The sequence below is a fragment of the Pedobacter sp. R-06 genome, assembly GCF_049913135.1.
Classification (GTDB): Bacteria; Bacteroidota; Bacteroidia; order Sphingobacteriales; family Sphingobacteriaceae; genus Pedobacter.
The window spans coordinates 5,355,736-5,370,443 of sequence record NZ_CP183977.1; the positions used below are offsets into that span (position 1 = coordinate 5,355,736).

Below are 14,708 nucleotides of genomic sequence, written 5' to 3' on the forward strand. Positions count from 1 at the left end.
ATACGGTTTATTAAAAAGGAATTCGTTCTAAAGCCATTTTTAAAGCCAGGCTAAATACGGCTGCTGATATAAACAAAACCCAGCTCATGCGTTTGATGCGGGTATAGTTAAAAATTAAAAAGGTAATTAAAAGAATGATGATCACCATAAAAACCTGTCCGGCTTCTAAACCTACATTAAAACCAAACAGGCCCCAACCAATATGCTGATCTTTGGCCAGCATTATCCGGATGGAGTTTGCAAAGCCCATTCCATGAATAAGCCCAAAACCAAGCGCCAGAAAATAATTGATCTTGATTGATTTTAAAGAGAAGTTCTTTCTAAACAAATTGCTGATTGCAGTAATTACAATGGTACAGGGAATTAAAAATTCTACCCATTTACTATCAAACCTGATCATATCCAATACACTTAAAAGTAAGGTAAATGAATGGCCGATGGTAAAGGCCGTAACCAATATGAGTACCTGCTTTAAATTGACATAACTGTAAATGGCAACCAGTGCCAAAATAAATAGCTGGTGGTCTAAAGCATCGGCACTGATGATATGCGCCCAACCCAATTTAAAATAAAAGATAAAATCTTGTAACGGCATGAATAATAAGCTAACTATTGAGAATAAAATAGTTTACAATAGCTAAAATTATATTTTTAATTACAAAAACCCCAAATATCCTTCAAACAAAAGCCTTAATACTAAATTTGTTACTGTTTTTTAAGTTATTTAGTGCTTTTTGGTGAAGTTTTATCGCAAACAACTGGGTTTACAGTTGTAAACAAAATTGTTGTTTCATATACATGGTCAATACGGTAACTTGGTACTTACAACTATTGGTCTTCTATTCAAAACTATGCTTTGGCTCAAATATCACTTACAAAAACCTGAAAAAGGTTTCGATCCTGTTCCAAAAGCTTTTGCAGAACAATATGCTGCAAACGAATACAGAAAAATAGACAGTAAAATTATAGATGTTATAAAAACCCACTTAGGTAATTTCGAAAACAAAACTTTACTTGATCTGGGTGCCGGTCCTGGGCAATATAGTATTGAATTTGCCAAAAGGGGCGCTAAAGTTACCTGGCACGACATTAGCCGGAATTATTTAACAATAGCAAAAGCCAAGGCTCAGGACGAAAATATAACAGTAAGTTTTTCATTGGGTTATTTAGAAGAAGCCCAAGGCAAGTTCGATATTCTTTTTAACCGCATATGTTGGTATTACTGCATTAACGATTATCGGTTTGCAAAATGTATATACAACTTGATTAAAAAAAACGGGTACGGTTTTATTGTGGTTAACAATGAGAAATATCTTCAGGAAGAACTTGCAAAAGAATCGGGTTTTAGAAAATTGGCCATTAAAATAAGCTATTGGCTCAATGAAAATTTCAATATTAAGCTTACACATGTTCATCCATCCCATAAGAAATTAAGTAAAATATTTGCCCGCTTAAATTTCAGGCACTTACATTTAGAACAATGTGGGCATAACACCTTAATTACATTTAACAAGTAGACTGATTATGTTAACTTTGTCCTTTTAAGGAAAGATTTAATATGTTGATGCGTAAATTAAAATATAGCTTTTTGCTTTTGTGTGTTGCTTTTTTTTCTGTTGGGGCAGGAATAAAACATCCTTTGCATGTAAGTACAACTGAAGTAAGCTTTAATGCGAAGGATAAAACTTTAGAAGTAAGCTGTAAAATCTTTTCAGACGACTTTGAGGCAATTTTAGCCAGATTATACAAACAGAAAACCGACCTGAGCAGTCCGAATATGAAGAACGCCATGGATGAATTGGTAAAAAAATACCTGCTTTCTCATTTACAAATAAAAGCCAATGGCAAAGCTGTTGCCATGAACTACATCGGATTTGAGATCGATCATGAGGCTACTAATATTTATCTTGAGGTAGAGAAAATTCCGTCTATAAAATCTGTTGAGGTGAACGATACTATTTTATATGATATGTTTGATGATCAGATGAGCATTGTACATATTGTAAAAGGCCCTAACCGTAAAAGCACAAAAATCCTTTACCCGGAAAAAAAGTTCACAGCAAACTTTTAATTGTAATTTTTGTATTAAATTACGGCTCAATGTTAAATTACCGTTAATTTTAAAGGCAATATTATTAAAGTTAATATCTGCTGAGAAATATTTCTTGTAATCTTTTTTTAAATACCGTGTTGTTAAAAATAAGTTATGCATCTAATCATCTTCTCCAACATATTAACGCCTCGGATAAAATATATCTTTAACTTTATTTTTAAAGATATTCTTAAAACAGAATTAGAATTTACGGGCAATAGCCAATATTTTCTACAAAGCGAGCATATCAAAATCAGTTATGGAGAGGCGCCATTAGGCGAGGAACTTTTCTTTAAGAGCACTGCTTTACTCTTCTCCAACAAATTGGAGGAAGTTAAGCCAAAAACCATTTCTTTTGGCGAATATCAGGCTCCTTTTCCAGTTGCACAATCAGCCTTGCCATTTGATGTTTTTGCTGCCTCATTTTTTATATTAAGCCGGTATGAGGAATATTTTTATCCCAAAAAAAACGAAGAAGAATTTAGGCCATCAAAAAGCCATCAGCATAAATGGAAAATTTTAGATAAACCGGTTATTGATGAATGGGCATTGATCATTAAAAGTTTGATCAAAAAAAAGCATCCGCATTTTAAGTTCAACGAAAAAAAATTCCAGCACCAGCCAACCGTTCACTTCAATATTTTGCCCAACCTACCCGAAGGATTATTAAATAGGACCAAATTTATTTTCAGTGCCATCTTTAAAAAAGAAAACAATTACCTGAGTTCGAAATTTGATAGGTTAACAGGAGTAGGGATTAATAATGAGCAGGTTCTGGACGAAGTAAACCAGTTATTTTCTTCAAAAAAAAGTAATCCCCTTTATTTTGTTGATTTCCCTGATGTGCCGATAAATTACATTAGAATAAATGGCGTTTCAAAAACACTTAGCGATCAATCAGTCGGATTATTAAGACCTTGTGCCAGTGATAAGCAAAAAATGCTTGAGATTAAAGAAGGCCTGGTTAAGCTCAAAAAAATCCATCCAAACCCCTCACCTGTAAGTAGTCAGCAGTTAGAAGTATTAAAATTCCCCATTTGTTATTTAAATATTCTTAATTCCGGCATTACTTCAGATTATTCTATGGGTTATAGTAATGTACCGGGCTTTAGGGCCGGAACCTGTACGCCATTTAACTGGTACGATCTACAGCTCGAAAAAGTAACCCCTTTAATCGTTAATTCTTACTGCCTCACCGATTATATTCTTCAGTTTTTAACACATGAGGCAGCCACTAGAACAGTACATCAATATATCGGAGCCGTGAGGGTGGTAAACGGTACCTTTTATAGCAGTTGGAACCTAAAAAGTCTGTCTTCAAATGCAAAATACAAAAAACTAAAACTGCTGTTTAAAGAAATGATCGATTACGCTGGAAATTGATTTTAATTTAATTTATCCGGCTTAAAATTGCTAATTTTAGTAATTATACGTCCCACTGGAATAAACCTGTAAGATACCGGAAACATTATGATGATTTTTGATGTAAGCAAGACAAAATCCATCGCCAATACCTTTATTGCCGAACTTCGGGATGAGAATATCCAGAAAGATTCGATGCGTTTCCGCAAAAACATGGAAAGGCTAGGTGAGTTTTTTGCCTATGAAATCAGCAAATCATTGGAATATACCGTTCAAGAAACCGTAACGCCTTTAGGTGTATCGTCCTGTGAGGTTTTAACTCAGCAGCCCGTTTTAGCGACCATACTCCGAGCCGGGTTACCACTTCAACAAGGCTTGCTTAACATCTTCGATAAAGCTGAATGCTGTTTTATTTCTGCTTACCGAAAAGTGAAGAAGAGCGGCGATTTTGTGATTCAGATGGACTACATTTCTACCCCTGATTTAGAAGGAAAAGTTTTGATTATGGCCGATCCGATGTTGGCAACCGGGCAAAGCATGGTGATGTGCTGTAAAGAACTGATCAACCGCTACAAAATTGCAGAACTTCATATCGTTGCCGCAATAGCCAGCACAGAAGGTGTTGCCCATGTACGCGCTAATTTACCAAAAGCAAAACTTTGGCTTGGAGCAATCGACGAAGAAATGACCAGTAAATCTTATATCGTTCCGGGACTTGGCGATGCTGGTGATCTGGCCTACGGAGAGAAAGTTTAACTTTTAGTCTTTAGTCCAAAATCAACATTCTTATAAACACAATCGAGTGAACATTCTCTTTATATGCAGCAGAAATAAATGGCGTAGTGCCACTGCCGAAAATATCTATAAAAACCATCCCGATCATCAGGTAAGGTCAGCGGGAACAGCACCATCGGCCAGGGTTAAAACCAATGCAAAACTAATTATCTGGGCCGATCTCATCTTTGTGATGGAGAAAAAGCATAAGCAAAGGATCATTGAACGTTTTCCAAAAGAAACCTGCGATAAGGAAATTATTACACTCGATATCCCTGATGAATATCAGTATATGGATGAAGACCTTATTGAAGAACTAAATGCAAAAGTTGCCGATTATTTATAAATCAAAAATCATTAGGCTACCTTTGTGAAAATCATCACTCATGAAAAAGCACATTTTCTTCGACCTTGACCACACCATTTGGGATTTTGACCGTAATGCCGAAGAAACATTAAATGAGCTGTACCAAACTTATAAATTAAAGGAGCTTGGCTTAAAATCGTGTGCCGACTTTATTACAACATATACCGAAAACAACCATCAACTGTGGGCCGATTACCACTTGGGAAAAATCACCAAAGATTTTTTAAGATCGGAAAGGTTTAACAAAACATTCATTCAACTAGGTATTCATCCTGATGCGGTACCCCATCAATTTGAAGACGATTATGTAAACATCTCACCCACCAAAACCAATTTGTTCGATGGGGCAGAAAATGTTTTGGGCTACCTACAGCAAAAATATACCCTGCATATTATTTCTAATGGCTTTAAGGAAACAACCTTAACCAAAATGAACCTGTCTAACCTTAACCCATACTTCGAAAATGTGATTATCTCAGAAGATGTGGGTGTAAACAAACCCAACCCCATCATTTTTGAATATGCACTGGATAAAGCAAAGGCTTTAAAAGAAGAGAGTATCATGATCGGTGATAGTCTTGAAGCTGATATTTATGGTGCTTTAAATTTTGGTATGGAGGCTATATTTTTCAATCCTTTACAGAAAGAAAAACCTGGTGATGTGCAGAAAGAAATTGTGCATCTCGAAGAATTATTGAAACTTTTTTAGCTTTACTCCTTTTTTGTTTGGTTTTGGCATTCATTTGGCATTAGCTTAAAACACACAAATGAAACCTTAATTAAAAATGAAGAAGACCATCTTTTTAGGATTGGCAATGCTTTTTGCTACCCTAAGTTTCGCTCAAAACAACCGCAGTTCTGCCGAAGTATTTTTGCAAATTGCTAATCCAGGCAAATATAACGTGTATTTAGACGATGAACTTGTTGGATCGGCCAATGGTAGGTTCCGTTTTTACGATGTATACAATACCGCACCAATACTATCTATTATTCAGGGCAATACTGTAATCCTGAAACAGAGAATAAGGGTTATCCCACAACAAAGGCTTGTTTTAAGTTTTGAAGATAAACGGTTAATTACCTTAAAACAGCTAACGATCTATCGAAACAGGCAATATGCCCTTGACGATTTTGATGGCTATACAGGAGATTACAACACGGGCATTGTTCCTCCTCCACCAGCAGTGCCCGAGTTGAATTACAGATTGTTATCTGATGAGGCTTTTCAAGCTTTTTTAACGCAATATAGAAGGGAAAGTTTTGATGATGGCAGAACCAGAATGATTAATGTTGTTAGTAAAAACGCCTCATTGCTGAGCGCTCAGGCCAGGGTGCTTTTAAAATCTTTCGCCTTTGATGATGAACGGTTGAAGGTAGCCCGAAATCTTTACAAAACCGTTGCCGATCCTCAGAATTACTTTACCTTATCTGATATTTTTACTTTTAAATCTAATAAGGACGACTTTTTAAAATACTTGGAGAACCAGTAATTCGGCTTATCTTTATTAAATGACGGCTGCAAAAATAAAGGCATCGATACATAAAATTGTCGATGCCTATAAATCTAAATTATCTCACTATTCTGAGGATATTTTTCAAACCACACCACCCATTGCCGGATGGAGTTACAGCGAAGTATACTCGCATATTTTCGATTCAAGTCTGCTCTCCTTAATTGCACTTGAACGCGCAGCAAGTGGTAAAGGCGAAAACAAACCCACACTTTTTATTGTAAAACTGATTTTGCTTTTAGGCACCCTGCCGCCGTCAAAAAAATATAAAGTTCCGAAAAGACTGGCTGAGCGTGTTAAAAAAATCAGCAAAACAGAAGCGCTCGATTTTATTTTAGAATTTGAAAAAGGTCTTGATGATAATTATCCTGTAATTGCCAACGCAAAAGCCGATTGTAAAACAAAACACCCACGACTAGGATACTTAAATGCCAGGCAATGGCTAAGATTTATCGAAATTCATTTAAAACATCACCTCAAGCAGTTAGAAAGGATAGAAAAGAGTTTTTAGGCGTAAATTAATTTCGCCATATTTGGATAAATTAAATTCAGCGCCATGAAACATGTGTTTTATCTGTTCGCCTTAACTCTACTTTGCGCCTGTAATAGTGAAATGAAAGAAACTGCTCAGGCGGTTATCCCAACGCCTACGGGAATACAGGGACTTCAAAAAAGCAATACCGTGCAGCCCGCAGCGCAAAGTATCAAAACTAACCTTATTTTCAATCCGCCGCATGGCGATGCCGGCCATACCTGTGCTTTAGCTGTTGGTGCACCATTACACCAAACAGCTGCCATTCAACCACAAAAAAGTGCTATTCCACAACCAGTAACTGTTCCAGCACCTCCTGTTGCAGTAAATACATCAGGCAAAAAACTTAATCCTAAACATGGAGCGCCCGGCCACAGATGTGATATTGCTATTGGCGCACCGCTGGATAGCAAACCAACGCAGGTAGTAGCCACACAACCTGCAGTAAAGCAAACGGTAGCGATAAAAACAGGGAAGGGTTTGAACCCACCTCACGGCCAACCCAACCATCGTTGCGATATTGCTGTAGGTGCACCATTAAATAGCAAACCTGCCCAAGCTGTAAATACGGTTCCTGTCCCGGCTCCTGCAACTAAAACTTCAGAAACAAAAACACTGGAGACAAAAAGTGAAGGAAAATAACAGTGCATATGGTGTACTTAATATTTTGAATTTTCAGCACCTAACTTAACGCACATTTTTTTACATCTTTGCGTTAATGAAATTACCCGCCATAAAAGGTTTTGACGAAGAAGCATTTAACAAGTATTTAAAAAATACGGGGTGGGTAATGTTTGGCAAAATACTGAGCATGATTGTCGGCTTTGTTGTTGCCAGGTTCCTGGGGCCGATTTCCTTTGGTGATTTAAGCTTTGCCGATGCATTTACTGCAATTGCTGCAGCTATTGGCGCCTTAGGTTTGGATACGTTCATAATCAGAGAAATATTGAACGATCCAACTAAAAAAGATGAGATATTAGGAACTTCCTTATTACTAAGATTGGGTGTTAACTTGTTATTGATCCCCATTTCAATCGGTTTATATCTCGTTTTTCATAAATTATCAGACAATCCCGGCGAACCATTAACCTATGTAGTTGCACTGCTGTCTTTTGCCGCATTTTTTAAATCATTTAATGTAATTGATTCATACTTTCAATCACAGGTACAATCTAAGTATGTAGTCCACATTCAAAATATCTGTGTAATACTTTCAGCTCTAGTAAAAATTTTATTAGTTGTTTTACACCTGCCGGTGATCTGGTTTGCCTGGGCATTGGTTTTCGACGGTTTTATCTTAGCTCTTGGTCTTGTTTTACTTTACCAAAATAAGGGATTAAATCTATTTAACTGGCATTTTAAGAAAGCTCGGGCAAAATCACTTTTAAAGCAATCAGCTCCTTTAATACTATCAGCAGTTATGGTATCTATTTACATGAAAATAGACCAGGTGATGTTAAAAACAGAAGGAAGTAGTGCTGTTGGAATCTATAGCGCCGTAGCCAAAATTAGTGAGGCCTGGTATTTTATTCCTGTTGCTATTGTTACTTCTGTTTTTCCGGCCTTGATAAATGCCAGAAAAACCGATCATAGCCGCTACATCAAACGCCTGCAAAATCTATATGACTTATTGGTTGCAATAAGTTTGCCTGTTGCAATAATTATTACTTTTGCATCAACACTCATTATCCGTATGATTTACGATAACCGTTTTGAAGGTGCAGAACACATGTTACCCATTCACATTTGGTCTGGTGTATTTGTATTTTTAGGAAGTGCCAGCTCCCAGTACTTATTGGCCGAGGGATTTACAAAGATTTCCTTTTACCGCACCGCTTTTGGAGCGATTATAAACATTCTGTTAAACTTCTGGCTAATACCACGCTATGCTGGTATTGGTGCATCAATTGCTACCTTAATAGCCTGTGCCTGTTCGGCATTTTATATTTTATTAATTCCTAAAACCAGGCAACAAGGTATAATGATGTTAAAATCATTATTTTTGGTCACCGCATTTCAAAAAATATTTAAACGTTGAGTACTCTTAAAGCATTAACCACATTAATGGCAAAGCCAAGCAGGCTTAAGGCATTATTATCATACGGACATAAAGGCTACCTGAACAGCATTGGCTGGTTCACGGCTTTTGATAAAAAACAGGCCGTAGACGGGCAAGGAAAAGCATTGCCATGGGTAACCTATTCGTTTATCGATTTTATTAAAGAACGCATAAACAAAACACAGCACATTTTCGAATACGGCTCTGGCAGTTCTACTATTTTTTATGCAGAAAGAGCTGGCTCGGTAACTTCTGTGGAGCACGATAAAGGCTGGTTTGATAAAGTAAAAAATACAAGTCCGGCCAATGCCGAGATGATATTCTGCCATTTGGAAAAAGATGGGGAATATGCTAAAAAAGCAACCTTGCTCGATAAAAAATTCGACATTATTATTGTTGATGGTCGAGACCGTGTAAACTGTTGTAAATATAGCGTTGATGCATTATCAGAAAGCGGAGTATTAGTTTTGGATGATAGCGAACGTGAAGTTTATAATCCTGCCCGTATGCTTTTAAAGACCCAAGGTTTTAAAGAAATCAGCTTCAGTGGGATTTCACCAGGCCTTTTTTACGAAAAAGCAACCTCAGTTTTTTATAAGCAGGATAATTGTTTAGGTATTTAAATCAGTAAGCATCATGTTAAGCGAAGAAGTAAAAACGGCCTACGATAATTTTTATACCAATAGCGATGTAGCATGGAGAATGCTTGGCGCAAAATATAAAGCCCAGAACATTGTTGACGTTTGTAAAGGGTTAAAGCCTAAAAAAGTGCTTGAGGTTGGCGCCGGAGATGGCAGTATTTTACATTTTTTAAATGAATGGCATTTCGCACCAGAATTGTATGCTTTAGAAATTGCACAGAGTGGTGTCGACATTATAAGAGACCGTAACCTCGCTAGTTTAAAAGAAGCACAAACTTTTGATGGTTATAAAATCCCTTATGAAGATGATGCATTTGATCTGATTATTCTTGCGCATGTTTTAGAACATGTAGAACACGAAAGAATCCTGATCCGTGAATTGAAAAGGGTAGCAAGATACATTGTAGTAGAAGTACCTAAAGATTATCGCTTTGGTGTAGACCAAAGAATGAAACATTTTCTGGATTATGGGCACATTAACATGTACACCCCAACTTCCTTAAGGTTCTTGCTGCAGAGCGAGGGTTTAGAAATCCTGGAAGATAAAGTTTCGATGACTGCCCCAGAAACGGTAAAGTTTAATGAGTTTATCAATAGAAAAGCACCAAAAACATTTTCTAAAAATTTAAAAATAGAACTGGAATACCGCATTAAAAAAACCTTGGGCAATTTGTTGGGGAAGAAAAAGCAAGAACAGTTTGCCAATGCCTATACCGTATTAACAAAAAAGTCTGACAATAATCTACATATATTTTAGGAGTAGGGGATCGTCATTTCGAGCGAAGTGTAACGAAGCCGAGACCCATGTAGTGCTCAGCGAAGCTAAATCTTATGGCTTGATTCTTAACATCATTTAAAGATTTCTCCATTCCGCGTTGCTCCAGTCGAAATGACGAGAACAACTGGCCAGTTTATTGATAGACTTAATTGATAAAAAACAAAAATGCAAAACCTTGCCCCAATAGCACTTTTCGTATACAACCGCCCGCAGCACACCGAGCGTACGTTACAATTTCTGCAGCAAAATGAACTGGCAGCACAAAGCCATTTGTATATCTTTTCCGATGGCGCCAAAACAGTTCAGGATGAAGAAAAAGTCGCTGCCGTAAGAAAAATCATCAAAAAAGCAGATGGTTTTAAATCGGTTAAAGTAATCGAAAGTAAGGCCAATGCTGGCTTAGCCAATTCGGTAATTGCTGGGGTAACTCAATTAATTGTAGAATACGATCAGGTAATTGTTTTTGAAGATGACCTGGTTACCTCACCCCATACTTTAGCCTATTTCAACAATGCTTTAAACCATTATCGCGAAGAGGAAAAAGTAATGCATATTGGCGCCTATATGTATCCTTTAAAGTCAGATAACCTTTCGCAATCATTTTTTTATAGGGCCGCCACAAGTTGGGGCTGGGCCACGTGGGGCAGGGCATGGAAAAACTTTGAACCGGATATTGATGTCCTTATCAAACAGTTTGATAAAAAGAAAAGAGCCGCGTTTTCCATCGACAATAAAATGAATTTCTGGAAACAGATGCTAGAATTTAAGAAAGGAAAAAACAATAGCTGGGCTATTAGATGGTATGCTTCTATCTTTTTAAAAGGAGGCATCACACTTAACCCATCGCAATCACTCGTTAACAATATCGGCCATGATGGCACTGGCGTGCACTCAGGAATAAATGATATCTATAACGTAATTATCAACCCCAAACCTATTGTCGAGTTTCCTACCGTAATAGCTGAAGACCCCATCGCATACAAAGCCATCAAAAGCTTTTTGATTAAACGGAAAGGCAATATGGTAACCCGTGTTAGGCGCTTTGTAAAAGAGAAGCTGGCACAATACTTTTCAAAGAAATAATTATGCTGATATAGCTCACTGTTGTAGACAATTAAAAAAAATGACAAACCTTTTTTAATTGAGCATGTTGCTTTTATACATCGAAACTATAAAAATAAAAAACATGAAAACGACAACAGCAACAGCAGAGGTATTAAACGATCTGGTTCAGATTAATAACGATCGTATTGAAGGTTATGAAAAAGCACGTCAGGAATTGAAGGATGGAGATGCCGATCTGAAAACGCTATTTTTAAATATGATTGCCGAAAGTCAAAAATATAAAATGGCTTTGGCGACCGAAATATCGGCTTTGGGTGAAGACATTGAAACCGGAACAACAAACTCCGGAAAAATTTACAGGGCATGGATGGATGTTAAAGCTTTATTTACCGGCCATGACCGCAAAACTGTTTTAAGCAATTGTGAATTTGGGGAAGATGCCGCACAAAATGCGTATAAAATGGCATTAGAGGAAGAAGATATCCCTTCAAACATCAGAGATTTAATTGCTGACCAAAAAGCATCGTTAAGGGTATCGCATGACGAAATTAAAAGACTACGTGATGCTCAAGCATAAATGATCGAGACATAAAACAGAAAAACCTCCTTCGATTTATTATCGGAGGAGGTTTTTTTATAGTGTTTCCATCATCTCGACTGGAGCAATGCGGAACGGAGAGATCTATCTATTTAGATTTAGCTTCGCTGAGCACTTCGTGGTTCTCGACTGTGCTGCACTCCGCTCGAAATGACGATTGGTGGCGAAGTAAATTAATGAAACTAAGATTCCAATTCCCGATCTAAATGTTCGGTAACACGTTGGATTGTATTATCGATAGTATTACTTAGGATCGTTAAATAAGAGCCTTTTTTTGCGGTTTCGATCGCGATCTGTAAACATTCGGTACTTTTATTGTTGATGATGATCTCTTTATCCGGATCAACTTCCTTAATGCCCTTTACCAGCAGGTCAACCAGTTCTTGTTGTTGTCTGCCACGGAGATATTTCTCCTGACAAACATAAATCTTATCAAACATCTGTGCAGAAATACGTGCCGTTTCGATAATATCCTCATCTCTTCTATCTCCGGTTGCCGAAATAATACCTACATGTTCGGTAGCCTCTACCCCCTGCAAGAAACCTTTTACGCCATTAAATCCATCAGGGTTGTGTGCAAAATCGACCAGTACTTTAAAATCTTTGAACCTAAAAATATTCATCCTTCCTGGCGTATGTGCTGCAGAGGGGATAAATGTTTCTAACGATAAACGGATATCTTCAGGTTTATAGCCCCATAAATAGGTTGCCAGTGTTGCTGCCAGTACATTCTGGATCATAAAGTTTACAGAGCCACCGAAAGTTAAAGGAATATGAGTGGCCTTATCTACCCTTAATTTCCAGTCGCCTGTTTTAATGGTAATATATCCGTTTTCATAAATGGCTGCAATTCCTCCTTTTCGGCAATGCTCTTTAATTACAGGATTATTTTCATCCATACTAAAATAAGCAACATTACAACGCGCATCTTTGGCAATGCGAACGCAATAACCATTATCTGCATTTAATACTGCCCAACCTTTACGGCGTACCGCTCCGATCACAACGGCTTTAACCCGGGTTAAATCATCGAGATTGTGGATATCAGAAATACCCAGGTGATCTTCCTGGATATTGGTTATTACACCAATATCACATGCATTAAATCCCAGTCCTGCCCTTAAAATTCCACCACGGGCAGTTTCCAGTACGGCAAACTCAACTGTCGGATCTTTTAAAATGAACTCGGCACTTACCGGACCGGTGGTGTCGCCCTTCATCAACATGGTGTTGTGTACATACACTCCATCGCTGGTGGTGAAACCTACACGTTTACCATTACTTCTGATGATGTGCGCAATTAACCGTGTAGTAGTGGTTTTTCCGTTTGTTCCGGTTACCGCAATAATCGGGATCTGTGATAATTTTCCCTGCGGATAAAGCATATCAATAACCGATGCAGCCACGTTTCTAGGCAAACCTTCGCTTGGTGCCAGGTGCATCCTAAATCCTGGTGCTGCATTAACTTCCAAAACTACACCACCGTTTTCGGTTAAGGGTTGGGTAAGATTCTGCGCCATGATGTCGATACCACAGATATCCAATCCGATTACCCGCGAAATCCTTTCACAGATAAAAATATTCTGCGGGTGTACAATATCAGTTACGTCGATAGATGTCCCGCCTGTACTTAAATTTGCAGTAGATTTTAAATAAACCACTTCTCCCTTTTCGGGAATAGTTTCTAAGGTATATTCTTTTTTGGCCAGCAGATCCAAGGTATCCCGGTCTACAGCAATTTCTGTTAACACATTTTCGTGGCCATAACCACGGCGTGGATCTTCATTCTCCTTATCAATTAACTCCTGAATGGTATGAATTCCGTTTCCTTTTACGTGTGCAGGATCGCGTTGTGCAGCAGCAATAACTTTATGATCGATTACCAGCACCCTAAAATCGAATCCTGTAATAAATTTTTCTATAATAACCTTTCTCGAATAGGTTTTGGCGTATTCGAAAGCTGCCAAAGCATCTTCCATTGTTTTCACATTAATGGTTGCGCCTTTGCCGTGGTTGCCATCAAGCGGCTTAAAAACGAGTGGAAATCCAACTTTTTTAACCGATGCTTCAAGATCGTCAGGATTTGAAATGGTTACTCCGGAGGCTACCGGAATAGCAGCTTCAGTAAGTAAACGTTTCGTTTCTTCCTTGTTGCTGGCAATATCTACAGCAATACTACTGGTTTTTTCGGTCATGGTTGCCCTAAAACGGACCTGATTTTTACCGTACCCCAATTGCACCAAAGAACTTTTATTTAATCTGATCCATGGAATACTTCTGCTCACTGCCTCTTCTACAATAGAACCTGTACTCGGCCCTAATGCTTCCAGCTCACGTATTTCCTTCATCCTACGGATATCGTGCTCCAAATCGTACTCCTCGTTATTAATCAGGGCTTCGGCAATTTTAACCGCAGCTTCAGCAGCATAAACACCAACCTTTTCTTCCAGATAACTGAATACCACGTTATAAATACCTTCAGTTTTAGTTTGGCGAGTTCTGCCAAAGCCTGTTTCCATTCCGGCCAATGTTTGGATTTCCAAAGCAATGTGCTCAATTACATGCCCCATCCATGTTCCTTCTTTCACCCGTGTAAAAAAACCTCCTTCTACACCTTTAGAACAGCGGTGTGTAAACATGCTAGGCAATAGTTTCTCAATCCTTTCGCTAAATCCTTCTATTACGTTGGTTGGTTTTTGCTCCAGATCCTCCAGATCTAAACGCATCTGGATCAATTTTTTTCGGCTTATTGACCATATATTTGGCCCTCTTAATACTTGTATGTTTGATATCTTCATGTAATGTTTTGTTCGTTTTTTATTTAAACAAGCGTTTGGGACAGCCTTTTTAACTCAATTTTTAGAATAAAATTGATGACTGTAAATTATGCATTTATTTTGAAATTAGACATCCCATTTACCTAAATCAA

At 37.8% G+C, this 14,708-nt stretch carries 16 protein-coding genes; 14 read left to right on the plus strand and 2 right to left on the minus strand.

All coding sequences use genetic code 11. The features are described from left to right. Window positions 1–10: 10 nt before the first annotated feature. The gene (locus tag ACN9MR_RS21600) at window positions 11–595 is read right to left on the minus strand and encodes a HupE/UreJ family protein (protein ID WP_426326568.1); all 585 of its coding nucleotides are present in this window, start codon (window positions 593–595) and stop codon (window positions 11–13) included. A 256-nt stretch (window positions 596–851) separates the two neighbouring features. Between ACN9MR_RS21600 and ACN9MR_RS21605 the strand changes: the two genes are divergently transcribed. The 14 genes from ACN9MR_RS21605 to ACN9MR_RS21670 all read left to right on the plus strand — a co-directional run bounded on the left by ACN9MR_RS21605 (window position 852) and on the right by ACN9MR_RS21670 (window position 11,758). Next, a complete protein-coding gene (locus tag ACN9MR_RS21605) occupies window positions 852–1,517 on the plus strand; it encodes a class I SAM-dependent methyltransferase (protein WP_426326569.1) in 666 nt (221 codons plus the stop codon). 47 nt (window positions 1,518–1,564) lie between these two features. Beyond that, window positions 1,565–2,071, plus strand: coding sequence for a DUF6702 family protein (locus ACN9MR_RS21610; protein ID WP_426326570.1), 507 nt, complete (start codon window positions 1,565–1,567; stop codon window positions 2,069–2,071). A 135-nt stretch (window positions 2,072–2,206) separates the two neighbouring features. Further along, window positions 2,207–3,475: a DUF7033 domain-containing protein gene (locus ACN9MR_RS21615; RefSeq protein WP_426326571.1), complete on the plus strand. Its 1,269-nt coding sequence runs from the start codon at window positions 2,207–2,209 to the stop codon at window positions 3,473–3,475. Window positions 3,476–3,565: 90 nt separating this feature from the next. Further along, a complete protein-coding gene (gene upp, locus ACN9MR_RS21620; protein WP_057930708.1) occupies window positions 3,566–4,210 on the plus strand; it encodes a uracil phosphoribosyltransferase in 645 nt (214 codons plus the stop codon). 46 nt (window positions 4,211–4,256) lie between these two features. Next, entirely contained in the window at window positions 4,257–4,574 is a 318-nt protein-coding gene (locus ACN9MR_RS21625) for a low molecular weight protein tyrosine phosphatase family protein (RefSeq protein ID WP_426326572.1), read from the plus strand. A gap of 40 nt (window positions 4,575–4,614) precedes the next feature. Continuing rightward, window positions 4,615–5,304 (plus strand): YjjG family noncanonical pyrimidine nucleotidase, encoded by a 690-nt coding sequence (locus ACN9MR_RS21630; protein ID WP_426326573.1) that lies wholly within the window; start codon window positions 4,615–4,617, stop codon window positions 5,302–5,304. 76 nt (window positions 5,305–5,380) lie between these two features. Next, window positions 5,381–6,085, plus strand: coding sequence for a DUF4476 domain-containing protein (locus tag ACN9MR_RS21635; protein WP_426326574.1), 705 nt, complete (start codon window positions 5,381–5,383; stop codon window positions 6,083–6,085). Window positions 6,086–6,104: 19 nt separating this feature from the next. After that, window positions 6,105–6,617 carry a DUF1569 domain-containing protein gene (locus ACN9MR_RS21640; protein ID WP_426326575.1) on the plus strand — a complete coding sequence of 171 codons (513 nt, stop codon included), beginning with the start codon at window positions 6,105–6,107 and terminating at the stop codon, window positions 6,615–6,617. A gap of 45 nt (window positions 6,618–6,662) precedes the next feature. After that, window positions 6,663–7,280: a hypothetical protein gene (locus ACN9MR_RS21645; protein WP_426326576.1), complete on the plus strand. Its 618-nt coding sequence runs from the start codon at window positions 6,663–6,665 to the stop codon at window positions 7,278–7,280. A 76-nt stretch (window positions 7,281–7,356) separates the two neighbouring features. Continuing rightward, window positions 7,357–8,676 carry a flippase gene (locus tag ACN9MR_RS21650; RefSeq protein WP_426326577.1) on the plus strand — a complete coding sequence of 440 codons (1,320 nt, stop codon included), beginning with the start codon at window positions 7,357–7,359 and terminating at the stop codon, window positions 8,674–8,676. Then, window positions 8,673–9,320: an FkbM family methyltransferase gene (locus ACN9MR_RS21655; RefSeq protein WP_426326578.1), complete on the plus strand. Its 648-nt coding sequence runs from the start codon at window positions 8,673–8,675 to the stop codon at window positions 9,318–9,320. Before ACN9MR_RS21650 ends, ACN9MR_RS21655 begins: the two co-directional genes overlap by 4 nt. A gap of 13 nt (window positions 9,321–9,333) precedes the next feature. Continuing rightward, window positions 9,334–10,095: a class I SAM-dependent methyltransferase gene (locus ACN9MR_RS21660; RefSeq protein ID WP_426326579.1), complete on the plus strand. Its 762-nt coding sequence runs from the start codon at window positions 9,334–9,336 to the stop codon at window positions 10,093–10,095. 186 nt (window positions 10,096–10,281) lie between these two features. After that, window positions 10,282–11,199, plus strand: coding sequence for a sugar transferase (locus tag ACN9MR_RS21665; RefSeq protein ID WP_426326580.1), 918 nt, complete (start codon window positions 10,282–10,284; stop codon window positions 11,197–11,199). Between the two features lie 103 nt (window positions 11,200–11,302). Then, window positions 11,303–11,758 (plus strand): PA2169 family four-helix-bundle protein, encoded by a 456-nt coding sequence (locus ACN9MR_RS21670; protein WP_426326581.1) that lies wholly within the window; start codon window positions 11,303–11,305, stop codon window positions 11,756–11,758. Window positions 11,759–11,961: 203 nt separating this feature from the next. On the opposite strand, the gene cphA is transcribed toward ACN9MR_RS21670, so the two are convergent. Next, window positions 11,962–14,577, minus strand: coding sequence for a cyanophycin synthetase (cphA, locus tag ACN9MR_RS21675; RefSeq protein WP_426326582.1), 2,616 nt, complete (start codon window positions 14,575–14,577; stop codon window positions 11,962–11,964). Window positions 14,578–14,708: the final 131 nt, after the last annotated feature.